At 73.0% G+C, this 23,854-nt stretch carries 20 protein-coding genes; 15 read left to right on the forward strand and 5 right to left on the reverse strand.

Features of this window, described 5'->3' with window-relative positions; all coding sequences use genetic code 11:
* The first annotated feature begins 12 nt into the window (after positions 1–12).
* From CLT72_RS31485 to CLT72_RS04390, 3 genes are all read left to right on the forward strand, one after another.
* Positions 13–657, forward strand: coding sequence for a histidine phosphatase family protein (locus tag CLT72_RS31485; RefSeq protein ID WP_158241960.1), 645 nt, complete (start codon positions 13–15; stop codon positions 655–657).
* Positions 654–1,427: a glycosyltransferase gene (locus CLT72_RS04385; protein ID WP_158241961.1), complete on the forward strand. Its 774-nt coding sequence runs from the start codon at positions 654–656 to the stop codon at positions 1,425–1,427. The genes CLT72_RS31485 and CLT72_RS04385 overlap by 4 nt, the downstream gene beginning before the upstream one ends.
* A gap of 348 nt (positions 1,428–1,775) precedes the next feature.
* The gene (locus tag CLT72_RS04390) at positions 1,776–3,512 is read left to right on the forward strand and encodes a condensation domain-containing protein (RefSeq protein ID WP_101409624.1); all 1,737 of its coding nucleotides are present in this window, start codon (positions 1,776–1,778) and stop codon (positions 3,510–3,512) included.
* A 22-nt stretch (positions 3,513–3,534) separates the two neighbouring features.
* On the opposite strand, the gene CLT72_RS04395 is transcribed toward CLT72_RS04390, so the two are convergent.
* From CLT72_RS04395 to CLT72_RS04410, 4 genes are all read right to left on the reverse strand, one after another.
* Positions 3,535–3,801 carry an acyl carrier protein gene (locus tag CLT72_RS04395; RefSeq protein WP_101409625.1) on the reverse strand — a complete coding sequence of 89 codons (267 nt, stop codon included), beginning with the start codon at positions 3,799–3,801 and terminating at the stop codon, positions 3,535–3,537.
* A gap of 115 nt (positions 3,802–3,916) precedes the next feature.
* Positions 3,917–5,740: an ABC transporter ATP-binding protein gene (locus CLT72_RS04400; protein WP_101409626.1), complete on the reverse strand. Its 1,824-nt coding sequence runs from the start codon at positions 5,738–5,740 to the stop codon at positions 3,917–3,919.
* Complete coding sequence (locus CLT72_RS04405) at positions 5,734–7,593, reverse strand: ABC transporter ATP-binding protein (RefSeq protein ID WP_101409627.1); 1,860 nt, start codon at positions 7,591–7,593, stop codon at positions 5,734–5,736. Before CLT72_RS04405 ends, CLT72_RS04400 begins: the two co-directional genes overlap by 7 nt.
* Positions 7,580–8,893 carry a condensation domain-containing protein gene (locus CLT72_RS04410; RefSeq protein ID WP_101409628.1) on the reverse strand — a complete coding sequence of 438 codons (1,314 nt, stop codon included), beginning with the start codon at positions 8,891–8,893 and terminating at the stop codon, positions 7,580–7,582. Before CLT72_RS04410 ends, CLT72_RS04405 begins: the two co-directional genes overlap by 14 nt.
* A gap of 434 nt (positions 8,894–9,327) precedes the next feature.
* Here CLT72_RS04410 and CLT72_RS04415 point away from each other — a divergent pair, with 434 nt between their 5' ends.
* Positions 9,328–10,167 carry a class I SAM-dependent methyltransferase gene (locus CLT72_RS04415; RefSeq protein WP_101409629.1) on the forward strand — a complete coding sequence of 280 codons (840 nt, stop codon included), beginning with the start codon at positions 9,328–9,330 and terminating at the stop codon, positions 10,165–10,167.
* Positions 10,168–10,267: 100 nt separating this feature from the next.
* Here CLT72_RS04415 and CLT72_RS04420 read toward each other — a convergent pair whose 3' ends face one another.
* On the reverse strand, positions 10,268–11,161 hold the full coding sequence (locus CLT72_RS04420; protein WP_101409630.1) for a metallophosphoesterase: 894 nt from the start codon (positions 11,159–11,161) through the stop codon (positions 10,268–10,270).
* 273 nt (positions 11,162–11,434) lie between these two features.
* Here CLT72_RS04420 and CLT72_RS04425 point away from each other — a divergent pair, with 273 nt between their 5' ends.
* The 11 genes from CLT72_RS04425 (at position 11,435) to CLT72_RS04475 (ending at position 23,811) form a co-directional block, all read left to right on the forward strand.
* Positions 11,435–12,241: a phytanoyl-CoA dioxygenase family protein gene (locus CLT72_RS04425; RefSeq protein ID WP_101409631.1), complete on the forward strand. Its 807-nt coding sequence runs from the start codon at positions 11,435–11,437 to the stop codon at positions 12,239–12,241.
* 418 nt (positions 12,242–12,659) lie between these two features.
* Entirely contained in the window at positions 12,660–14,300 is a 1,641-nt protein-coding gene (locus CLT72_RS04430) for a B12-binding domain-containing radical SAM protein (protein WP_101409632.1), read from the forward strand.
* Positions 14,297–14,983 (forward strand): nucleotidyl cyclase domain-containing protein, encoded by a 687-nt coding sequence (locus tag CLT72_RS04435; RefSeq protein ID WP_101409633.1) that lies wholly within the window; start codon positions 14,297–14,299, stop codon positions 14,981–14,983. Before CLT72_RS04430 ends, CLT72_RS04435 begins: the two co-directional genes overlap by 4 nt.
* A gap of 5 nt (positions 14,984–14,988) precedes the next feature.
* Positions 14,989–16,062, forward strand: a complete 1,074-nt coding sequence (locus CLT72_RS04440) for a radical SAM protein (protein ID WP_144082181.1) — start codon at positions 14,989–14,991, stop codon at positions 16,060–16,062.
* Positions 16,059–17,204, forward strand: coding sequence for an enolase C-terminal domain-like protein (locus tag CLT72_RS04445; protein ID WP_144082182.1), 1,146 nt, complete (start codon positions 16,059–16,061; stop codon positions 17,202–17,204). Before CLT72_RS04440 ends, CLT72_RS04445 begins: the two co-directional genes overlap by 4 nt.
* Entirely contained in the window at positions 17,197–18,234 is a 1,038-nt protein-coding gene (locus tag CLT72_RS04450; protein ID WP_144082183.1) for an HAD family hydrolase, read from the forward strand. Before CLT72_RS04445 ends, CLT72_RS04450 begins: the two co-directional genes overlap by 8 nt.
* Entirely contained in the window at positions 18,231–19,076 is an 846-nt protein-coding gene (locus CLT72_RS04455; RefSeq protein ID WP_101409637.1) for a class I SAM-dependent methyltransferase, read from the forward strand. The genes CLT72_RS04450 and CLT72_RS04455 overlap by 4 nt, the downstream gene beginning before the upstream one ends.
* Entirely contained in the window at positions 19,073–21,097 is a 2,025-nt protein-coding gene (locus CLT72_RS04460; RefSeq protein WP_101409638.1) for a phosphoketolase family protein, read from the forward strand. The genes CLT72_RS04455 and CLT72_RS04460 overlap by 4 nt, the downstream gene beginning before the upstream one ends.
* On the forward strand, positions 21,094–22,023 hold the full coding sequence (locus CLT72_RS04465; RefSeq protein WP_101409639.1) for a TIGR03621 family F420-dependent LLM class oxidoreductase: 930 nt from the start codon (positions 21,094–21,096) through the stop codon (positions 22,021–22,023). Before CLT72_RS04460 ends, CLT72_RS04465 begins: the two co-directional genes overlap by 4 nt.
* 33 nt (positions 22,024–22,056) lie before the next feature.
* Complete coding sequence (locus CLT72_RS04470) at positions 22,057–22,803, forward strand: phytanoyl-CoA dioxygenase family protein (protein ID WP_101409640.1); 747 nt, start codon at positions 22,057–22,059, stop codon at positions 22,801–22,803.
* A gap of 57 nt (positions 22,804–22,860) precedes the next feature.
* Positions 22,861–23,811 carry an SDR family oxidoreductase gene (locus CLT72_RS04475; RefSeq protein ID WP_101409641.1) on the forward strand — a complete coding sequence of 317 codons (951 nt, stop codon included), beginning with the start codon at positions 22,861–22,863 and terminating at the stop codon, positions 23,809–23,811.
* Positions 23,812–23,854 lie beyond the last annotated feature (43 nt).

Raw genomic sequence — 23,854 nt, forward strand, 5'->3', positions numbered from 1 at the left:
AAGGGTCGTGACGTGCGTCTTGTCTTCCTGCGGCACGGGCAGACGGCGGAGAACACCGTGCGACGGATATCGACCCGACGTCCCGGCCCGCCGCTGGACGCGACCGGTCGCCGGCAGGCCGCGCAGGCCGGCCGGCGACTGGCCGCGCTGCCCGGCGTGGCGGGTGTGCTGACGAGCCCGCTGCGGCGGGCCGTCGAGACCGCCGACATCGTGGCGGCGGCGGTGGGCACGCCGGTACGGGTCGCCGAGGAACTCGCCGAGTGCGACGCCGGCGAGATGGAGGGGCGTCTGCACGACGACATCGCCGCGCAGATCGACGAGACGTGGCACCGCTGGCTGCGCCTCGGTGACCTCGACCATCCCTTCTCGCCGACGGGGGAGTGCGCCCGCGCGGCGGTGAGCCGGGTGCGGCGCCTCGTCGAGCGGCTCGACGGCCCGGGCGGCGCGGAGCAGACCTTCGTCCTCGTCGGTCACGGCACCCTCTTCCGGATCGTCCTGCCGCACCTGTGCGCCAACCTCTCCGCGGAGTTCGTCCTCGCCGACCCCGGCATCGACAACACCGAGCAGGTCGATGCCGTTCGTGTCGACGGTGCCCTGCGCTGCGAGTCCTGGCGCGGATCCCCGCTGCCCGCGCCCGTCCGGGCGAGGCCGCGGTGACGGCGGCGGGGCTGCCCCGGGTGTCCTTCCTGACCGCCGCCCATCCGCGTCGGACGGACTTCCTGCACGAGACGGCGGAGAGCGTCGCCGCCCTGCGGTCGCGCCTGCTGCCGCACGGCATCGGGATCGAGTGGTGCCTGGTCGTCGACGGCCCCGGGGCCGACGGCGCCACGGTCGACAAGGCCGGCCCCGACCGGGTGCTGAGCCTGCCCATCGCGCAGGGCGTGTCGGCGGCGCGCAACCACGCCCTGGCGGCCAGCACCGGCGAGTGGGTCTTCCCGCTGGACGCCGACGACGTGCTCGACGTCGACGGCTTCGAGGAGGTGGTGGCGACTCCGTATCCGGACGGGACCGCCTGGGTGGCGACGAACCGCCGCTGGCTCGACGACCTGTCGCGTACGCCGCGATGGATCGATCAGCCGCGCCGCTGGCGCCGGTACCAGTTGGAGGAGGAGTGGGTCTCGCCGTTTCCCTTCCACCCCAACAACATCATGGTCCGCCGGTCGGTGGCCCTCGCCACCTTCGGCTGGCCCGGCCTCGGAGTCAACGAGGACGTCGGATTCTGCCTCAACGTGGCCGCCGCCGGGCCGGGCCTGACGCTGCCCGCCGTGACCGTGCTCTACCGGCGCTGGCCCGGTCAGACCATCGTCAGGACGGGGTACCACGACGCGAAGGTGCACGCCTTCGCGACGATCGAGGCGGCCGTCAACGCGCGCCGCGGGCGGGTGGGCCTGCCGCCCATCAGCGCACCACGGCCCAGCCCGCACTGAGCCCGTCCCGCCGACCGCTGCTGTCGGCTCAGGACGCCAGGGTGCCCGGGAGGCGATCGCGGCGTACTCGACATCTGTCGACGTCTGTCGATAGTGTTGCTGGGCGTCGTCTGGTCGGCCCGACGCCATCAAACGACGCCGTCGCGGGCGGCGTCCGGCTGGCCGCCTCCCGCGGGCAGGGCGACCGTGACCACGGCAGCCCGTCGTCGATGCCGGCGGTGGCCGTGGCGGTACGGGACGGCGGGGTCGCCCCCGTGTGTGGCCGGGTGTCCGACGTCGGCCCGTCGGCCGGTGGAGCGGTCCGACCACGGACGCAGTCGTGATCGGTGGTGACGGGAGGGGTGGCCCATGGGAACCGAGCGCTACGTCGTCGACGCTCCCGCCGTGGATGTCGACGACGCGAACGCCGTGGAGTGCGCCTACGACGACGCCAGCGCTTCCGGGCCCGCGCCGTTGACCTGGGCGCAACGCTTCATGTGGGACGTCATCGCCGCCGCCGGAGTCGCACCGGAGGCGTTCGACCTGCTTCTCGTCCACGACCTCGCCGTTCCCGTCACCCCTGACGAGGCGCTCGGCGTGGTACGTGACTTCCTGCGCCGCCATCCCGTATTGCGTACGTCGATCTCACGGACCGGGCAGGGGACTCCGGTGCAGAGCGTCCGGGCGTCGGCAAGGGTGCGTGTCCCGTTGGCGCACGGCGTCGAGGCGGACTTCGAGCGCCAGCGTGACCTGGTGCCCGGCACGACGGAGGCGCAGCTGTGCCGCCCGTTGTTCGCACTCGATCGGGACAGGGTCGTCCGGGTCGCCATGCGCATCAGCCACCTCGCCACCGACGCCGGGGGGCTGCGGCTGCTCACCGACGACCTCGCCGCGTCGTTCGTTGGTCGGCAGGGGGTCGACGGGCCCGTGGAAACGCCGTCGCCAGTGGACAGGGCCCGTTTCGAGAACGGTCCCGACGGTGTCGAGGTCCAGCGCAGAGCCGTCGACGTCGCCGCACGGATCTACGCCGAAGCGTCGCCGACCATGTGGCCGCGTCCCCGACGGCGACCCGAGCCCGAGCGCTTCTGGTACGGCCAGTTGCGCTCCTTCGACCTGCTCGCGGCCATGGAGGCCCTGACCCGGCAGCGACGCCTGCGTCGGATCGGCATCCTCACCGGTGCACTCGCCACCGTGTCGGCGACGGTCGCCGGTCTGCCTGCGGCGCTGCTGTTCACCATCTCGAGCAACCGGTTCGACGCGGCCTGGCGCGGCTACCCGGGCCCTCTCTCGCAGGAGGCGATCCTGCACCTGCCCGTACGCGACGACGTGACCGAGACGATGCGCTCGGCCATGGCGCTGACGATGCGTTCCCTGCAGAGTGCGGCTTACGCGCCCGAGGCGATGGAGGCGACCCGCCGAGCCGCGCAGTGGCGTCGAGGGGTCTGCTTCGACGCCGTGGGCTCCGCGATCGTGCTGAACCTCCTGGCCGACGAGCCCGGTGTCCCCGGAGCGACCGTCACGCCCGTTCCGACCACCTTCACCTGGACCGGGACGACCAACGCCGAGAATCTCGGGTTGTACCTCGACGCGCAGCAGACCGCGACCGAGTTCGTCCTGGGCGCGCGGGTGGACACGAGCCTGATGGCGCCCGGTGAGGCGGAGGCGTGGTTGCGGACGATGGAGTGGGCGATCGTGTCCAGCGTGGCTGGCGACGTCGGTGTCGCCGACGTGCGGGCCTACCTGCGCGGCCACGGCGTGCGCTGTGGGACCGACCGTGGCGACAATCTCGAACTGTCGCTGTCCGGCTGTGAACGGGTGGTGGCGGAGGCGACCGGCGCGCGGGCCGTTCGCGTCCGCCGCCACGACCCGGACGGCACCGGGACCCTGTGCTACCTGGCCGGCCCGCGACTGGTCGGCACGCCGCGCGAGGCGCACGTCGCCGTGATGGCGGCCCTGCCGGCCGCGCAGCCGGCCGTCGCGCCGTCGACGTACGTCATCGTGGCGGAGCCGCCGGCCGATCCGTGCGACGACGAGGCGTGGTCACGCCTGCCGGTGCTCTCCCGGGGCGACGGACGTGAGCGGACCGCAGACGCAGGCCAGGAATAGCCGTCCCGCCACGCCGGGCAGGTCACGTCGCGGCTGCCTCGTCCTGCGCACCACTGCGCAGGATTCCCGCCAGCGAGTCGATGCTCGGGGCGGCCAGGAGCACCCCGAGATCGACGGGTACTCCGAACTCCTTCTCGATGTCCGCGCCGAGTTGTAGGAGGTCCAATGAGGTGAGGCCCAGCGCCAGCAGGTCGTCGTCCGCTTCCGCCTGCGGGAACCCGCGGGCCCGCACCAGAGCGACAAGTATGCGTTGATGGTTGTCCTCGGCTCCCTCTGCCGCCCCAGTCATGCGGCCATGCTACCCGTGTGACGGGGCGGGTCGAGGGGCTCGATGTGGAGTCGTCGGCGGCCGGGCGGTCACGACCACCTCACCCGTCGTCGCCCCGGGTGGCGTCCGCTCGCACCTACTCGGTGACCGGCACCGCCGCCGGCTCGGCGGGCAGATCGGGATGCAACGCGCGCAGTTGCGGGCAGTCGACGAGCAACCGCCGGAAGGTCCCCGTGCCCACCACCCGCCCCGCGTCCATCACCACCACGAGGTCGGCCCGCGTCAGCGCGGGGATCCTGTTCGACACGATCAGCAGGGTCCATCCCGCCGCCAGGGCCCTGGCGAACAGCCGGTCCCACAGCACCTTCTCGGTCTGTAGGTCCAACGCGCTGGAGACGTCGTCCACGATCAGCAGGTCTGCTCCGCGAGCGATCACGCGCGCCGCGGCCAGCCGGTGCCGCTGTCCGCCGGAGAGCCGGTGGCCGCGTGGCCCGACCACGGTCTCGAATCCCTCCGGCATGGCCGCCAGGTCCTCGTCGAACGCCGCGACGTACGCGGCATCGCGCTCCACCCGACCGTCGCTCGGTAGGCCGAACAGGATGTTCTCCCGCACCGTGTCGCTGAAGAGCTGCGGGGCCTGCGGCAGGTACGCGCAGCGCGGCGGTACGAGGAAGGCGGCCGGATCGGCGACCGGCTGGTCGTTCCAGCGCACGGTGCCGGCCTCGGGCGGAAGCATCCCCAGCAGACACCGCACGAGCGTGCTCTTGCCCGAACCCACCCGGCCGGTGATCACCGTCGTAGATCCCCGCGCGAGGGTGAGATCGACGTTCCGCAGCGCGAAACCGTCCGTGCCGTACCGGTAGGACAAGCCCCGCACGTCGAGTCGCCGCAGCCGGTCGGCGGCGGCGACGGACGGCGGCGGCGCGTCCGGTGCGGCGGCGGGGGTCCGGGCACGCAGGCGCAGCGGCTGCGGCAGGGCCAGCTCGGTCGTGGGTCGTCCCTGCAACAGTGGCGCCAACCGCTCGGCGGAGACCTTGGCCTGCCGCCACCGCCGCAGGAAGTCGCCGAGCACCGCCACCCCGATGCCGACCTCCTCCAACAGGTAGGTGAACAGGGCGAAGTCGCCCACGGTGAAGTCGCCGCGGCGCATCGCGTCGGCGGCGACGAGCAGGATCAGGCCGGTGCCCAGCGCCAGGACGTAGCGGGACGACGAGTGCAGGATCGCGAAGAAGACGTTGTCGCGGACGGCGGCCTGTCGGCGGATCCTGTTGCGCTCGGCGAGCCGGCCGATCACCCGCTCCTCGGCCCCGCTGAGCTTGATCAGTTGGACGTGGGAGAAGACCTCGTTGAGGAAGGCCGACACGTCGCCGGCCGCCTGCCGGCTGCGGGCGCGGAACCTGGTGACCCGCCGGCCGGCGCCGTAGCTGATCAGGACGACGCTGAGTGCCGGCAGCAGGACCAGGACGGTGATCCGGGCGTCGATGTGCAGCATGACCGCGACCGCCACCGAGGCGAACGAGAGCGACGAGGTGAGGTTCATGAGGCCGCTGCGCTTGCACAGCGCGTCCACGACCTCCCGCACGTCCTCCATGAACCGGCTGAGCGCGTCGCCGACCGGCATGGGCAGCGCCCGCGCGGCGGGCAGCGCCATGATCCGATCGAAGAGGTTGTGCCGCAGCAGCGCGAGCAGGACGCCACGGAGCGCGGTGTCGGCGACCATCCAGCCGATCCCCAGCGTGACGTGCACGATCTTGACCAGCACCAGGGCCGCGATCAGCCAGAAGACGGGGGAGTCGTTGGCGGGGGAGGCAAGGGCGTCGAGGACCCACTTGGTGATGAGGCCGGGCACCATGCCGACGAGGAAGAACGCCGCCCCGATGGCCGCGTCCGCGAGGAACGACAGGCGACGTCGCGACAACAGCACGAGGAGCAACCGATCGGCGCGTCTGCGGGTCAGCATCGCCGGTCGCCCACCTCGTCCGTGTCCAGGTCGTTCACGCCCTGCGCCAGTAGTCGGCTGAACCGTGACCGCGGATCGCCGGCGAGGTCCTCCCGCCGGCCGTACTCGACCATCCGCCCGTCCTCGAGGTAGAGGATCCGGTCCACCGTGCTGAGGGTCGACAGCCGGTGCGCGACCACGAGGCCGGTCCGGCCGGCCAGCAGAATGGTCATGGCGTGCTTGAACAACTGCTCGGTGGCGGCGTCGAGGCGTGACGACGCCTCGTCGAGCACGACCACGCTCGGGTCGGCCAGGACCACCCGGATGAAGCAGACCAGTTGCTCCTCGCCGGCGGAGAGGCCGTGGCCACCGGGACCCAGCACCGTCTCGAGCCCGTCAGGCAGCCGGGCCAGCCACTCGGTCATGCCGAGCGTGTCGAACGCGCGACGCACCTGCTCGTCGGAGCGGTCCGGATCGAAGACCGTGACGTTGTCGCGCAACGTCGCCTTGAACAGCTGCACCTCCTGCGAGATGACCGCCAGCCGCTCGCGGGCGCTGCCGGGACGCACGGCGGTGATGTCCACGCCGTTGACCAGGACGGCGCCCCCGGTGGGCGCGTAGAGACCGGTCAGCAGGCGCACCAGGGTGCTCTTGCCGCTGCCGGTGCGGCCGACGACGCCGACGGTCTCACCGGCCGGCACCACGACGTCGATGTTCCGGAGCACGTCGGGACGCTCCGGCGCGTACCGGAAGCTCGTCCGGCGGAACTCGACGCGCACCGGCCCCGACGGGAACGGGCGCCCACCGGCACCGGGGCCGGGCGCCGGCAGGTCCAGGAGGCCCTGGAGCCGCCCCACGCAGGCCGCGGCGGCCTGGTAGTCCTGGATCTGGAGCGCCATCTGGTCCAGCGGCTGCATCATCTGCTGCGTGTAGACGAAGACCAGGTACACCGTGCCGAGGGTCATCGCGCCGATGGAGTACAGCCAGGCGGACCACGACAACGCCACGGCCGTGCCCAGCCAGGCCGTGAAGGACGCGGCCGACCAGAGCGCGATCATGCCCCAGAGGGCGGCCCCCTGCTCGGTGCGGAAGACGGCCCGGCTGGCCTGGAGCAGCCTCCGCCGCACGTACGGCCCGCCGCCGCTGCCGCTGATGTCCGGCGTGGCGCTCAACGCCTCACCGAGGAGGCCGCTCAGGTCGCTGGACGCCTGGCGCAGGTCGTCGAACGAGGCCTGCCCCCTGCGGGCGAGCCGACGCAGCGCCACCGTGGCGACCACAGCCAGGACGCCGACGCAGAGGCCGATCCGCCAGTCCACCACCAGGAGCGCCGCGATCAGCCCCGCCAGCAGCAGTGACTGCCCCACCACCGTCAGCACGAAGCGGGACAGGAAGTTGGCCAGCAGGCTGACGTCGCCCTCGACCCGCTCGACCAGGTCGCCCGGGCGGGTGGTGCTGTGGAAGTCCATGCCCAGCGCCAGGCAGTGGCGGGTGACGTCGACCCGGACCTGATCCATCACGGTCCAGGCGAGGCGTTCGGCCACCGCGGCCTCGGCGACGCCGACCAACCGGGCCAGCAGGCTCACCACCAGGTAGCCGGCGACCAGCAACGAGGCTGAGGCGATGGCGGCGGTGGAGCGGGTCACCTCCTGTTCGATGTACCAGCGGATCAGCAGCGGCGCCAGCAGGTCGAGCCCGACGCCGCCGATCAGAGTCAGCGCCAGGACCGCGAGGGCGGCCGGGTGCCGGCGGAGCTGCCGCGCGGCGAACCGGGGCGCCGCCCGCCGAGGCGGTGCCGGCGGTGCTGCCGGGTCGGTCACGGGGGGTGGCGCGGGACCCGTCAGGTCCGGCGCGTCGGTGCGGTCAGAGGGTGCCAAGGCACTCGAGATAGTCCGCCACGATCGACCGGATGAAGTCCTCGTCGAACATGTTGGCGTTGTATTCGACCGTCACGGCCGACTCGTCCCCGGCGGCGATGTAGCGGAACTTGAAGTTCTCCCACCAACTGCCCTGCCGTCGGAAGGAACGAGGTGGCTCCTGCGGGGCGACGGCCAGCCGGAGCGGACCGGGACGGCTCGGCTCCTGCCGTACCGCGTCGAAGATGAACAGGCTGTCCACGTCGCCCGGGTCGAGGTGGGACCGGTCCCAGACCCGGGAGACGAAGATCCGCTGGTGTGCGTAGGCGGCGACCAACCGGTCGCGTAGCTGCGGGACGAGCTCGGCCGCCGTGCGCCCGAGGGCACCCTCCACGTGCACCGTGAGCACGTTCGTCAGCGAGCCGACCACGGTGTCGTAGCCGGGCATCGACCGGCCGGTCACCATGGTCAAGGTCGCCACGGTGTCGAGGCCGGTCACGGTCGACAGCAGCTTGAGGTACGCGCTCAGCGTCAGCATCGGGGCGGTCGCGCGCAGGGTGCGGGCCGCCGCACGCAGTTTCTCGTCGACCAGCGGGCCGGTAGGCACACGGATCTCCGCGTGGTCGAACCATCCGACCTGGTCGGTCTTGCGGGTGACCGGCACGGCCAGCGGTCGTACCGGGGCCAGGGTCCGCCCCCAGTGTTCCAGCTGCCCGGCCGCCTCGGCGCCGGCGGCCCAGCGCCGCTCCGCCTCCGACCACTCATGGCACTGCATCGCGGGTGGCAGCTGGTCCGGTTCCCCGGCCAGCTCCGCGGCGAGCAGCTCGACGAACTCCCGCCGGAGGATGTCGACCGCCCACCCGTCGGCGACGATGTGGTGCATCGTCATCGAGACGACCGCGTGGTCGTCCGACATGCGGATCAGGCCGACGCGGACGAGCGGTACGCGTTCCAGGTCGAACCCGGTGCCGCGCTCGCGCCGGACCAGATCCGCGTACCGCCCGGCCCGCTCGTCCCCGGATGCTCGGCGGAGGTCCTCGTGCCAGAAGTACGTGTCCGGCAGGTCCCGGTGCACCCGCTGGTACACCACGCCGTCGCTCACCGCGAAGCTCGTCCGGAGGGCGCCGTGGCGCCGGATCAGCTTGTCCGCCACGTTCCGGCACACCTCGGGGGTGAGGCCGACGGTCAGCGACATCCGGAAGGAGATGATCAGATCCGGGTTGCGGTGGACGCCCTCCCGCCCGTACCAGTCCCGTTGCTGATCCGAGGCGGGAACGGTCACCTCGATCGCGTCGTCCGTCTCGGTCTCGTCGTCGCCCATGGTCGCCTTCCCATCTGTCGGCGTCCGGTCCGACCAGGGCGGACCGGACACGCTCAGCGGAGCCGCCACCCGTCGGGATGCCGCCGCCTCCTGGCGCGCAACGCCGGCTCGGTCGGATCGGGGCGCCTGCGGCGGGCGGTCTGCGGCGCGTCGACCATGCGTGGGGAGCGCGACGCGACCCCCGGTCGGCGCGGTCCGTGTGCGCCGGCGTACGCCACGTCACCCTAACGCCCGGTCGCATCGACGGTCCAGAGGGCTTCTCGACCGTTCCCGAAGCGTCTCGGCGTCCGTCGCAAAGGGACCGTCCATCGTGGTCGACGATCCCGGTGGCCGCCGCCAAGGCCGGACACAGCGGGCGATCGGCCGGCTGCGCGTGGATGCGGTAGGGTGCCCGAGGAGCGGACAATCGGCCCATATCACTTCTAGGAGCGCAGATGCCCGAAGGCTGGCAGTGGGATCAGACCCTGTTCCGCGGTAGTGCCGCCTACTACGACCGGGGCCGGTTGCCCTACGCGCCCGGATACGCGGCGCGGCTCGCCGGTGACCTCGGCCAGCACGGTCAGGGCCGGCTGCTGGACGTCGGGTGTGGGCCGGGCACGGTGACGTTGGCGCTGGCACCCTACTTCGCCGAGGCCGTCGGCGTCGACCCGGATCCGGACATGCTCGCCGAGGCGCGCCGTCGCGCGGAGGGTCTCGGTGTACGGAACGCGAGCTGGACGGAGGCGCGCGCCGAGGACCTTCCGGCCGGCCTCGGGGTCTTCCGGGTGGTGCTCTTCGCCCAGTCGTTCCACTGGACCGACCGCGAGCGCGTCGCCGCCACCGCGTTCGAGATGATCGAGCCGGGTGGCTACTTCGTGCACATGAGCGACCTGAAGGAACCGCCGGCGCACCCGGTTGCGCTGCCGCACCCGGCGCCGCCGTTCGAGGGGATCGCGGCGCTCGTGCGCACGTACCTCGGTGAGGTGCGCCGCGCCGGGCAGGGCGTGCTGCGGCACGGCACGCAGAGCGGGGAACGCGCGATCATCGAGGGGGCCGGGTTCGCGGGCTACCAGCGGCTGGTCGTGCCCTCGGGCGCGGTGGTCGAGCGGAGCGCGGACGACGTCGTGGCGTGGGTGTTCTCCCGGTCGGACTCCGCGCCCCACCTGTACGGCGAGCGCCTCGACGAGTTCGAGCGCGACCTGCGCGCGCTGCTGCGCGAGGTCTCGCCCGACGGCGTGTTCGCCGAGCAGTTGCCGGACACGGAGATCTGGTACTGGCGCAAGCCGCTGGACTGATCGCCCGATCGTCGCCGGTCCTGCCTCCCGGGCGGCGGCGCGGTGACCTGACCGCCGCCCCGGGGCGGCCAGGTCGACGCCGCGGCCGCGGGGCGTCACGTCACGGCGTGGCCGCGCCTTGCGCCTGTCGCATCGCCGCCGCGATCTCGCTGCGGATGAGCCGGGACTCCTCGAACCCGCCGACCTCGACCTCCTCGAGCCCGGGCGTGGTCTGGAACGTGGCCTTGACCCGTTCCCCGGTGAACTCGAACAGCACGACGCCGAGCTGCTCCAGCCCGGCGGGTAGCTTCTCGGTCTCCTCGCGGTGCACGAGGAACGCGGTCGAGGGCCCCCAGAGCTCGAACTGTGCGCCGTGCCAGGTCTTGCGGTAGCGGTGGACGTCGCCGTTGGAGACGCCGAGCAGTCGCGCCGCGCGCAGCGTGTCGAGGACGCGGTCCCGGTCGACCGGGTCGATCGCGCCCTGCCGGCCGTCGCTGCCGCAGTAGCCGGTCCAGAAGGACTTGTGCAGGAACAACACGGCGGCGCGGTCCTCGACCGAGGGCGCGACATCGGCCAACCACCGCCACTGCTGGTCCTCCTCCGGCAGGCCGGTGCCGAAGATCTGGCTGTTGAGCCCGATCAGCGCCACGTCGCCGAACCAGTGCAGCCACGGCGCCGGGCCGAAGTGGCGACGGTACCGGGCCAGGCGCTCGGCCGTGGCGGTCCACCAGGTGCGCTCGTACGGCTCGCCCACGTCGTGGTTGCCGGGGATGAGGAGCATGGGCGCGTCGATCAGGCCGAGCAGTTCCCTGGCCGCGCGGTAGTCCTCCTCGGAGTCCGGGTTGGACAGCACCGAGTCGCCGGCGTGGACGACGAGATCCGGTCGCAGGGTCTCGTTGACGAACCGGGCGAGCGTACGGAAGTTGCGGCGCAACGGGCCGTCCCAGCGGGACAGGTGCGTGTCCGAGATCTGCACCAGACGTAGCGTCGTGGTGCCGTCGGTGGATGTTGTCATAGCGCTCCTCGGACGATCCCGGCGGGCGGCACGGTACGCAACCCTAGGCGTTCCCCATTCGAACTTCAACTGATCATTCTCGATACGTGAGAGCGCTTCCTGTCGATCATTCCTGTCTTTAGGATGTCGCTGTGCCCCTGTGGCGAGGAGTGCTCGCCATGCATTCGTGGCACCTGTCGGTCCTGTGCCCGGTCGCCGCCACCGCACCCGCGGACCACGCGATCACAATGACGCGCTCGGCGGTGTGACGATCCATCCCGCAAAGGAATCCGCATGCGTGACGTCCTCGACGTGGAAATGCTCCGCCGGCGGTACCGTGACGACGGGTTCTGCGTGGCGCCGCCCGTCGTCGCGCAGGACGTCCTCGACGAGGCGACCGTCGCCGCGGAGGCCGTCGCCGCGGGGGAGAGCGACACGGGCCTGGCGCCGAAGCTGCGCGAGCGCGAGCGCGGCGACGGACCGCAGCGGTTGGTCAAGATCGCCGAACCGCACAACTGCAGCCACGTGCTGCGCCGCCTGGTGGCGCATCCCGGGATCTGGCGGCTCGCGGCCGCGGTGACCGGTGCCCGGGCGTTGCAGGTCTGGGCGGTGGACCTGTTCATCAAGCGCCCGACGGACGAGGCGCCGGTGGGCAACATCGGCTGGCACCAGGACGGCCCCTTCGCGCCGTACTGGCACGGCGACATCTTCACGGTCTGGCTGGCGCTCTCCGCCGTCTCGGCCGACGCGTCGCCGCTGCGGTACGTACCCGGCTCGCAGCGGCTCGGCCCGCTCGGTCGCGCGGACCTGTTCCGGACCGATCTGGACCCCGCCCGTACCGGCCTCCCGCTGCCGGACGGCTTCCGCTGGAGCGAGGTGACGGCCGAGGTGGCCGCGGGCGGCCTCGCCCTGCACCAGCGCGACACGCTGCACGCCAGCGGGCCGAACCGGTCCGCGCAGCCCCGGCGGTCGCTGGCGATCCGGGTGCGTACGGAGCGGTGCGTCCTGGCCGGCGAGGCGGCCGCCGCCCGGCGCGAGCACCTTCGAGACGAGGCGCTGGCGCCGGTCGTCCACGGCGACGCGCGGCTTCTCGCAAGGTGAGAAGATCGCTTTTCACTTGGTGGCGATTCCCATGACCATAGACGTTCTTCACTCGACGGTCTTGACAGTCGTCCGCGTCAGCGGGTTTGCTGTTGGTGGAGCCGCCGCCCGAAGAAAGCACCGGCAGGATCACAAACGGGGAGTGAACGAAATTGCGGTCGCGGGCGTGGCGTGCCCTGGGCGCTCCCATTCGAACGTCCGACAGACGCGTTGTGATCGTCGGCGCCGTGTGGCGCTCACGCCGATGGCGGGAAATGCGTCGGGACGCTCTGGTCAGGCCGTAACGAGGACGAATTGTGGCCGGCGCGGTCTCATGGAAGGCCCGGCCCGCGCCACGGCGGTGTTCACAACGACGAGTGCACCGTGCGTGCCCGACCGACGCGGACGGGCGAGGCGAAGACCGACGAGGTGGTGAGCTTTGACGACACCCACGCAGCGCGCGACGACCAAGAAGTCCGTCCTGGTCCTCGCCGGCGAAGGGCCGTACTTCAAGAACAGCTCCTACTACCACGGCACGATGTTCGACCGCGGCGGCACGCACCCGCTGGCGCCCGAGTACCCCCGGCACCCCCTCGGCGGCCTGCGCCTGACCGACCTGCGCTACCGCGACGGCGCGCGCTGGAGCCCGCTGCTGCGGCCCAAGCGCGGCGCGGTGCCACACCTGACGTCGTACACGTTGGAGTCGATCCTGCTCGCCGCGGAGCGGCCGTTCGAGATCCTCGACCTGCTGGACGTCTGGGACCTCAACCGCGAACCGGCCGCGCACCACGACGTCGTGTTCCTGTCGACCACGTTCATCTGCGACCGCCGCACCCTGACCCGGGCGCTCGACTGGATCCGGCAACGCTGCGGCGGCGCCCTGGTGGTGCTCGGCGGGCAGTACAGCAACCTGAAGTACGACCGCATCATGCGGGTGCACCCCGAGGTCGACATCATCGTCCGCGGCGACGGCGAGGAGGCGATCCCGCTGCTGCTCGCGGCGCTCGACGGGCGCGGCGAGCTCGACGAGGTGCCGAACCTGGTGGTGCGCACCGGCCCCGGGACCCACCGGCAGACGTCGTTCCGCTACATCGACCTGGAGGCGTACCCGTCGCCGGGCTTCGGCAGGCTGCAACGCCCGGTCGTGCCCTACGAGTCGATGCGGGGCTGCCCCTTCTCCTGCCGGTTCTGCTCGTTTCCGATGGCGTCCCCACGGTGGCGGTACAAGTCGGCCGAGAAGATCGCCGCCGACTGGGCGCGGTACCACGATCTCAACGGCGCCGGCCACATCCGGGCCATGGACTCCACCTTCACCGTCCCGCCGCGGCGGATGCGGCAACTGCTGGACCTGCTGCCGGCCGTCGACGTGACGTGGGAGGCGTACACCCGGGCGAACGTGATCACCGGGCGCGAGACCGTCGACCGTCTCGCCGAGGCGCACTGCGCCACCCTGTCGATCGGCTTCGAGTCGATGAGCCCCAAGTCGCTGGACCTGATGCACAAGCAGGTACGCGCCGAGCACAACCGGCGGGCGCACGAGGCGCTCTCCGACGGGCCGGTGAAGTACCGGTGCTCGTTCATGGTCGGCTACCCGGGCGAGGCTCCCGAGGACTACGAACTCACGCACGAGTTCCTCGCCGGCGAGTACACCGGCCACTTCATGCTCTCGGTCTTCTCCATGACGGACGAGACGATGCCGGTCTGGCAGGACGCCGAGCGTCTCGGCATCCACGTCGACGACTTCGAGGATCCGGACTCCGGCTGGACCCACGCGGGCATGGACCACACGACCGCCCGCAAGCTGCACCGGCGGACGCTCGACGAGGTGCGTCTGCGCAACGACCGGGCCGTGCTGCTGCTGTGGCAGACGGACTACCACACCCCTCTCGTCCCGGGACTGTCCGTCAAGGAGAACCTCTGGGCCGAGAAGCTCGTGGAGCGCCTCGGGATGCTGCCGGTGGACGTCCCGGACCCGCGGCAGCGCGTCGACGCCGCGGCCCCGCTCCTCGACTCGCTGGAGCTTCTCGGCGTGCGGGCAACCAATCACCCGCCGGACGGACGGTCAGGAGAGATGGCGTGACGAACCCGGCCTATCAGACCAGTTACCTCCGCGTCGGGGAGACCCCTGCCGGCACGGAGCGCGGCGTGCTCTACTGCGACCCGCTCACCTCACTCGTCGCCTACCCCTCCTTCGAGCAGTACCTGATCCAGATGCTGCCGACCCTGGCCGCCGACGAGATGCACATCGCGATCGGCGACGTGGACGGGCTGCGCGAGTACGTGATGGAGCGGCGGGCCGTCGACCCGTACAGCTTCGGACACCTCGCGGGCAACGCCTGCATGCGTACGATCGGCGCACTGACCAGCGAGTGGGCGGCGCTGGAACTCAAGGACGTCGACTTCCACATCTGCGGCACGTTCGGCGGCGACGAGGTCATCGTCGCCGCGGCCGGGCTCAGTCACGACGCGTTCCTCCAGAAGATCCACAGCCTGTGCCACGACCTGAAGGTGTCCTCCCCACGGCCGTGCAGCTTCGCGCTGGCCACCCTGGAGCGCTGCACCCTCGAACCGCAGCACGCCCGCAGCGCCTACCGCATCCTCGTGTCGGCCGTCGACGCGCGGTTGTTCTCCATGAAGGAAGGCGCCCGGCTCGCGGGCGCCCACCTGGAAGGGGCCGTGGCCGACCTGGGGACCGTGTCCCTCGGTGAGGCGCCCGGCCAGAACGGCATCGAACACCCGACCAAGATCGGAGGCGGATGGTGACCAGCATGGCGATGAGCTCCGCGGTGGAACAGCTGCGAGCCCTGTCCGAGGAGTTCGACGTGCCGTTCGTGGACGTCGCGCTGATCGCCGCCAATGCGGAGGGCGCCCGCCCGCTGCGCGACTACCCGCGGGCCCGCATGCAGCTCAGGCCCGTCGGCTCGGACGAGGTCTGGCAGATCATCCTGCCGTTCGACAACGAGCAGTCCCGGTTCGAGGTCCTCGACGGCGCGCTGCTGTTCGAGGGCGAGCCGGTCGCCGACGTCGTCGCGCTCGAGAACGACGACGTGGTGCTGACCTACCTGCGCGCCGGCGGGCGGTCGATCACCCTCAACACCCACTCGCGGTCGCGGTGCACCGGCTGCATGTTCTGCCCCAACGTCATCGAGGACGCCTCGGACGACACGCTGACGTCGGAGAGCCAGCTCACCGAGCTGCTGGAGTGGCTACAGGCCGACAACGGCTGGCCGGACCTCAGCCACGCCGAGGTCATCACCGTGTGCAGCGGGTGCTTCCACTACCCGGGGATGGCCATCGAGCACATGTCGGCGCTGCGCCGGGCCGCCGACCGGTACGGCTTCAAGGGCCGGCTGCACCTGCTCTCGTCGGTGCTGCGCGACCACGACGACCTGGTACGGCTGCGCGAGGAGTGCGGCCCGTTCCACCTGACGCTGACGCTGGAGTGCTTCGAACGGCGGACGCTGTTGCTGAAGGACACCAAGGCGTCGCTGACCCTGGAGCGCTCCGCCGAGATCATGGACGACTGCCGCGACCTCGACATCCTGTGCGACTTCACCTACGTCGCGGGGCTCGACTCCTACGACAGGGCCCTGAGCGGGCTGTCCTACCTCGCGCCGCACGTCGGCACGTTCCCGCGGATCCAGGTGTACCAGGCGCACAACGACTACATGCGGCGGGCGCGGCACCGCGAGGCCGAGGACCTGCGCTACTACCTCAGGCTGCGCGGCGAACTGGAGACCGTGTTCGAGCCGACCGGCCTGGCGCCGCGCTCGTGGGAGAACTACCGGCCGCTGTGGTACTCGCGGTTCGCCGGCCGGCCCGTGGCGGGGCCGCGGGTGTGAGCCCCACGCCCGACCTCGTCGCCGCCGACACCGGCCGGGACGCGCCGGACACGCCTGCCGTCCCGGTCGTCAGGGTCGCGCTGCGCGAGCTGGGCCTGCCGGCCCCGGCGCCGCGGGCCCACCACGCCGCGGTGCGCCCGGACGTGCGCACCGACGCGGTACGCGGCTGGCTGGTCGGCGTCAGCGACGGCGACCGTTGGGGCTGGTGGGGGCCGATCGACGACGCGGCCGCCCGGCAGGTGCCCGGCCTGGTGGCGGCGGCGCTGCCCCGGCTGCCCGCCGAGGCGGACCCCGTCGGCTTCGGCAGGCTGCTGCGCCGGGCGACCCGGCACGCGCACACCGGGCTGCTCGCCGTCGCCGTCGGCGCGATCGAGCTGGCGCTGTGGGACCTGGCGGCCAAGCGGGCCGGGCAACCGGTCTGGCGGCTGCTGGCGCCGACGGCCGTCGTCGACCGGGTGCCCGCCTACGCGACGTGCTTCGGGGTACGCGGCGACGCGGCCCGGGTCGCGGCCGTCATGGACGCGGTGGCCGAGACGTACGCCGTGCAGAAGTGGGATCCGGTCGTGCTCGGGCCGGACCTGATCGACGTCACCACCGACTTCGTACGCCGCCACGGCCCCGGGCGCCTCGCGGTCGACTTCCACGGCAGGTGGCGCCCGGAACGGGTCCGCGCCGCCTGCGCGCCCCTGGCCGGCGGCCTCGCCTGGGTGGAGGAGCCGTACCACCCCGACGAGGTGGACCGGGCGCGACCCGGCGAGTTCGGCGTGGCGCACGCCGCGGGCGAGCACTGCTACGGCGCGGCCGACGCGGCGCAGTTGCGGGCCGCCCGGGTGGACGTCTGGCAGCCGGACGCCGTCTTCTGCGGCGGCCTCATGAGCCTGCTCGCGATCGTCCGGGCCGCGGCGCGGGCGGGTGCGCGTTGCGCGCCGCACGGCGGCGGGTTGCTACCGGCCCTGCACCTGGCCGCGATCGGCGTGCCGATCGACGTGATCGAGCTGCACCTGCTGCTCGAACCACGGCGCTGCCACCACCTCGCGCGGGCGCCCGTCCCCGGACCCGCCGGCGCCCTGCCGGTGCCGACCGCCCCGGGATGGGGCGGCGACCTGCGTACGGACCTCGGATTGGACCTGACGGATGTCTGACCGGCAGCCGGTGCTCATCGTGGACGCGGGCGGGACCCTCGTCACCCGGACCCGCCCCGGCCTGGCCGGACGGGTCGTGCGGGCGGTACGCGCCGCCGGCGACGACCGACCCGAGGCCGAGGTGCGGGCCGCGGTGTTGACGGCGCCCGACCCCGACGCGTGCCTGCGGCGTCTCGGCCCGCTCGACCCGCGGGCCCGCGCGGCGGTGCTCGCGGAGCTGACCGACGACCCCGGCGACGCCGTCATCCTGCCCGGCGCCGAGGAACTGCTCGACACGGCCGCCCGGCTGGGCTGGCGGGTGATCGTCGCGACGAACGCCGGCCCGGGCACCCCGCCGCTGCCGGAGCCGCTCGCCCGCCACATCGACACCGTCGTCGAGTCGCGCGGCTACGGCATGGTCAAGGACGACCCGCGCTTCTGGGCCAGGCTGCGGGAGGAGGAGAAGGTCGACGCCCGCGCCGCCCTGGTCGTCGGGGACGACCTCGCGGCCGACCAGCGGGCACCGGAGGCGGCCGGGTTGCAGACCCGACTGGTGGGTGGCGACGGCACGGCGACGGCGGCACTCACCGCCCAGCTCCGCGCCGCCGGTGCCCGGCCGCAGGAGGCCGCGGCGGTGGTCGCCGGCCGGCGCGAGCACTTCGCCGGCCGCGACATGATCGTCGCCCCGCACCTGGCCCCGCTGGTCGTACGGGTCACCCGCGCCCGGGTACGCCTCGCCGCCGGCGCGGCGGGCACCGCCGCCGTGGTCGTACGCCGCCGGGCCCTGCCGCCGGCGGTCGTGGCGGCCTCGGGTGCGCTGCCCGACCTGGCCTGGCTGCACCTGCCCCGGGACCGGCGGCCCTACCAGGCGCCCGCCGAGCTCAGGGCGCTGCTCGACGCGGAGGGACTGAGCCTGGACGTGCTCTCCGCCTCGGATCGCCGACACGCGCTGGCGATGATCCGGGAAGCCCGCTCCAGCACGGCGGTGTCCGAGAGAATGGCCGATTTGGTGCTCTTCCTCAGAGATCGCGGGAAAGGCGGAGTCGGATGAACCGGCACGAGAGCGCGACCTACGACCAGGACCTGTTCGCCGGCACGGCGGCGTACTACGCCAGGTACCGGCCGCCGTACCCGGCGGCGGCCATCGACCACCTGGTGGACGTCTTCCGGCTCGGCGCCGGCTCGCCGGTGCTCGACCTCGGCTGCGGCACCGGGCAGCTGGCCGTACCGCTCGCGGTGGCCGGTTGCCGGGTCTGGGCCGTGGACCCCGACCCGGAGATGGTCGACGAGGGGGCCCGGGGGGTCCCCGGCGACCTCGCCGGCGAGATCCGTTGGCTCGTGGCGCGGGCCGAGGACCTGCGCGCGAGCGACCTGCCGACGATGCGGCTGTGCACGATGGGCGCCTCGTTCCACTGGATGGACCGCGACGGCGTGTTGGCCTTCCTCGACGGGGTCGTGGAGCCCGACGGCGGGGTGGCCCTGGTGTCGGGCTCGGCGAGCATCTGGTCGCGCGACGGCACGTTGCAGGGGCCCTGGGTCGAGGTGACCCGCGAGGTGGTCACGCAGTTCCTCGGGCCGCGCCGCAGGGCCGGCAGCGGCACCTACAGCCATCCGCAACGCACCCACCAGCAGGTACTGGCGGACTCCGCGTTCCACGTCGTCGAGCAGCGTCGCTTCACCACGCACCGGCTGCTGTCGGTCGACGAGGTGATCGGGCAGCAGCTGTCGACGTCGTACGCGTCCCCGGTGCAGCTCGGTGAACGGCTGCCCGAGTTCCGGCGGGAACTCGCGCGGCGGCTGCGGGACATCGTGCCGGACGAGGGGTTCCCCACCGTGGAGCACACCGACGTGATCGTCGCGCGCCGCGGTGGTGGGGGAGGCGGCACGGGGTGACCGCGATCGACGGCGTCGCCGCCGGGCAGGAGCTCCGAGACGTCGACGCGCCCGCCGGCGGCGCGGCGGCCGACTACTGGCGCGCCGCCTGCCTGCTGGCCTTCAGCCACGCCACCGGGCTCAGCTGGCCGCCGCCGGGCGAGCCGCAGCGGTCCCGCGCGGTGGGGCACTGGGGCTGCAACCCCGGCATCGCCTGGGTGACAGCGCACCTGGCCCAGGAGTGCGACGACGACGGGTTCCTCCTCGTCGTCGGCACCGGGCACGCCGGCAGCTTCACGTTCGCGCACCAGGTCCTGCGTCGGGGCGGCACCGCGGCCGAGGTCAGCGCCGCCATCCGGCGCTACGGCGCACCGGGCGGCGACCCGTCGGAGCTGCTGGGCGAGCCGGATGTGCCGTACGTCGGCGGGGAGTTGGGCCCGGCGCTCGGGGTGGCCCAGGGTCTCGCCGCGGCACGGCCGGGGCTGCGCGTCGCGGTCGTGGTCGGCGACGGGGAGTGCGAGACCCCGGCGGCGCTGGCCGCGTTCGCGCACCACGACGTGCTCCGCCCGGCGGACGGGGCCTGCTGGCTGCCGGTCGTCAACGTCAACGGCGCCCGGATGGGCTCGGCCGCCCGGTTCTCGCCGGAGCGTCTGCGCGGGCTGCTCGGGGGCATGGGCTACACCGTGCTCGGCAGCGGCCCGCGCGGCGACGACGCCGCGCGGGCCGCGCGACGTGCCTGGGAACTGGCCGGGACCGGGGAGCCGGTCGTGTGGCTGAGCGTCACGGAGAAGGGCTGGCCGGCCCCCGCCGAACTGGGCGGGAAACCGTTCCGCGGCCACCACGCGCACAAGCCGGCCGGGCTGGACCTCGCCGACGCGGCGCTGCGCGACGACGTGCGCACGTGGCTCGGCGCGCTCAACGACCCGCCGGTGATCGGTGCCGACGGCGGCGTCGCCGCCCACGTCCGGCGCCTGGCGAACCGGATCCGCACCGAGATCGGCACCGACCCCCCGGCCCGCGCCGGGGCCCGTACGCCACCGCCGGCCGGCACCGCGCCGATGCGCGAGGTCGACCGGGTGCTGGCGCGGCGGGCGGTACGGGTGCTGTCACCCGACGAGGGCGCGTCGAACCGCCTCGACCGCTGCCTCGCCGCCGGCCTGGTCACCGAGGTCCTCGCCGAGGAACTCTGCTCCGCCTGGGCGTGGGGGTTCACCGAGGCCGGCACGCCCGCGGCGGTGGTCTCCTACGAGGCGTTCGCGCCGCTGCTGGCCACCCAGCTCGCCCAGTACCTGAAGCTGCTCACGGCCCGGCCGCCCGCCGGCCGCCCGCCGCTCGCCGTGGTGCTGACCAGCCTCGGCTGGGGCAACGCGCCGACGCACCAGAACACCGACCTCGCGGGCGCGCTGCTGGCCCGCGGCGGCGACTGCCCGGTGCGGGTGGTCTTCCCGACCGGCGCGCGGTCCGCCGCGACCCGGCTCGACGACCTGCTCGACGACCGCGACGTCGTCGCCACGGTGGTGTGCTCGAAGCAGCCGCTGCTCGACCCGCCCGACCCGGGCGGCCCGGCGGTCGGGATGCGGCTGCGTGGCGCCGGCGCCGACGACGCGACGATCCTGGCGGTGGGCGACGTGGCCGTGACCGAGGCACTCGCCGCGATGCGGCTGGCCGCGCCGCACGGCGTACGGATCGGCGTGGTGGCGCTGGTGGAACCCGGCCGCCTCGACGGCGCGACGCTGGCCGCGGTGCGGGAGGCCCTCGCACCGCCCAGGCCCGCCGTGTGCGTGTCCTGGGTGGCGGCACACCACCTCGCGGCGGTCTACTGCGCCGTACGCCCGGCGCCCACGGCGTGGCTGGGCTACCGCGAGCGCTGGGGAGCGACGCCGTGGGACACGTTGGCGGCCAACGGGCTCACCCGGTGGTCGCTGCTGAGCGAACTGCGCGCCGCCGGCTGTGCGCTGCCGGCGACGCTGCTGAAGCCGCCGGGGGCCGACCCCGGGCCCCTGCTTCCGACCGACCTGTCCTACGAGGTGAGGCGGCTATGAACACACCGGTACGCCCGTTCCGGTTCGGGGTGCTGACCAAGGGCGCCCCGACCCGCGCGGCGTGGCACGACCTGCTGGCGCGGGTGGTGGACGGCGGCTTCACCGCGCTGCACGTCCCGCTGCACACGACCCCGCAGTTCGCCCCGTTCGTGGCGCTGGCGGACGCGGCGGCGCGTACGTCGCTGACCGTCACGACCCTGGTGCACAACAACGACCTCCAGCACCCGGCGCTCCTCGCCCGCGACGCGACGACGCTCGCGCTGCTGTCGGACGGCCGGTTCGAGCTGGGCGTCGGCGCCGGCTGGATGGAGCGTGACTACCAGCAGCTCGGCATCCCGATGGACCCCGGGCGGCTGCGCGTCGACCGCCTCACCGAGGCGATCGAGATCCTGCGCAGGAGCTGGGCGGCCGAGCCGTTCACGTTTGACGGCAAGCACTACACGGTGCAGGGACTGCGGGGCCTCGACGGTCCCCGGGTGCCGCTGCTGGTGGGCGCGGGCGGCGACCGGATGCTGCGGCTCGCGGCGCGTACGGCCGACATCGTCAGCTTCTCCCGCAGCATGTCGGCCGGCTCCACGCCACGGCAGATCGCCGACGACGCGTCGCTGGAGTCCATCGAGCGCAAGGCCGCCGTCCTGCGCGAGCACCTCGGCGCGCGCGCCGCCGACGTCGAGCTGCACGTCCTCGTCGTACGGGCCGGTACCGGCGCCGAGGCGCAGCGGCAACTGGACGAGCACGTCGGTGCCACCGGGGTGAGCGACACGACCGCCCGGCAGACCCCGGAGCACCTGCTGGGCCGCGACCCGCAGGAGCTGGCGGACCTGCTGTGGGAGCGCCGCGCGCGTACCGGCATCAGCTACCACGTGTTCCGCGACGCGCATCTGGACCTCGTCCGCCCGGTGATCGAACGGCTGGCCGGCAGCTGAGCGCCGGCAACGATCTCACAACGGAGGCTGAACATGACGACGCAGCAGGACCAGACGATCCAGCGCGCCGCCGTCCACGACGTCCCGGCGGTCCTGGACGTGCTGGAGAAGGACGGCGTGGTGCTCGTGCCCGGCTACCTCGACGCCCGGGAGACCGCCGCGGCCGCCCGGGAGTGCCATGAGCTGTTCGAGCGGACCCCGCCCTGGGCGCACCACGAGGAGTACTCCCTCGGCCAGTCCGTCCGCATGGAACGCGCCGACATGGACGCCGCGCAGTTCCCGACGCTCACCGCCGCCTTCGCCCGCCCCGAACTGGAGGCGGTGGTCAGCGGCTTCTTCGGCGAGGGGTACATCTTCAGCCGCACCGTCTACGCGATCCTCGACGTGGTCGGCAGCAGCACCCGGGTGCAGGAACTGCACTACGACAAGATGCGCCACCTCAAGTCGTTCGTCTACCTGACCGACGTGGGGCCGGACAACGGCCCGTTCCACTGCGTGCCCGGCTCGCACCTGTTGACGCGGGAACTCCAGCGCGACAACCGCGAGCGCCACGTCGTGCCGAGCGACGACGACGCGCGGGTGCTGCCCGCCGAGCTGCACGAGCACCGCGTCGCGGTGCTGGGCGACGCCGGGACGCTCATCCTCTTCGACAGCGACATCGCCCACCACGCGGGGATCGTGACCGAGGGGCGGCGCCTCGCCGCGCGCAGCCTCAGCTTCGGCGCCTACCGCGCACAGACCTGGTACCGCGCCGACGGCACCGTGCAGGACCCGGCGTAGCCGGGGCAGTCCCGCCCGCTGTGTGACCCCCTCCACGAAAGGCACAGGTGAAGACGCATGAAGTTGACGCCGCTGTCCGTACCGATCGATCTCGCGGGAAGGGTGGTCCTGGTCACCGGAGGCGCCGGCGACATCGGCAGCGCCGTCGCCGTGCAGGCGGCCCGCTTCGGCGCGACCGTCGTCATCGCCGACAACGGCACGAGCGTCGACGGCGTCGGCCAGGACACGGCCGTCGCCACGGACGTGGCCAAACGGCTCGCGGCCGAGTCCGGCGACCGGGGCAGCATCGAGGGCCGGTTCTGCGACGTCACCGACGCCGAGCAGGTGGAGGAGCTGGTCGACGACCTGTTCGCCACGCACGGCAACGTCGACGCGGTCGTCGCGGCCGCCGGCACGCTGCGTACCAGCCCGGTGTGGGACACCACGATCGACGACTGGCGCAACGTGCTGGAGTCGCACGCCACCCACACGTACCTCGTCGGGGCGGCGGCCTGCCGGCGGTGGCGGGCGAACTGCGCGCAACGGGCCGGTTCCCCCTCCGCGCTGATCACCTTCACCGCCGCCACGGGCCTCGTCGGCCGCCCCGACCTGGGCGTCACCCACGCCGCCGCCAAGGGCGCCATCGCCGGCATGACGCTGGAGCTCGCGCACGAGATGTACCCGTACGGCGTCACCGTCAACGCGGTCAACGCGGCGAACGTGCGGGGCCGGATGGCGCGGCACGTCGGCGCCAGCACCACCGAGTCGCACGACGCGGGCGACGCCAGCTCGCCGAGGCACGCCGCGATGCTGTCGACGTACCTCGCCTCCGCCGACGCCGGCTGGATCACCGGGCAGGTGTTCCGGGTCATGGGCGGGCTGATCGGCCGCTACCGCCCGTGGGACCTGGCGGAGTCGATCGAGAAGCCGGGGTTCTGGACCCTGGAGGAGACCCGCTTCGGTCTGCGCCGGCTGTTCGGCGCCCACCCCGAGTACAAGGCTTTGCAGGGACCGCACCGGGAGTTCTGAGCCCGGGGCCGCCCGACGCCAGAGACGACGACATCGCAGGGGA

The organism is Micromonospora sp. CNZ309 (assembly GCF_002846525.1).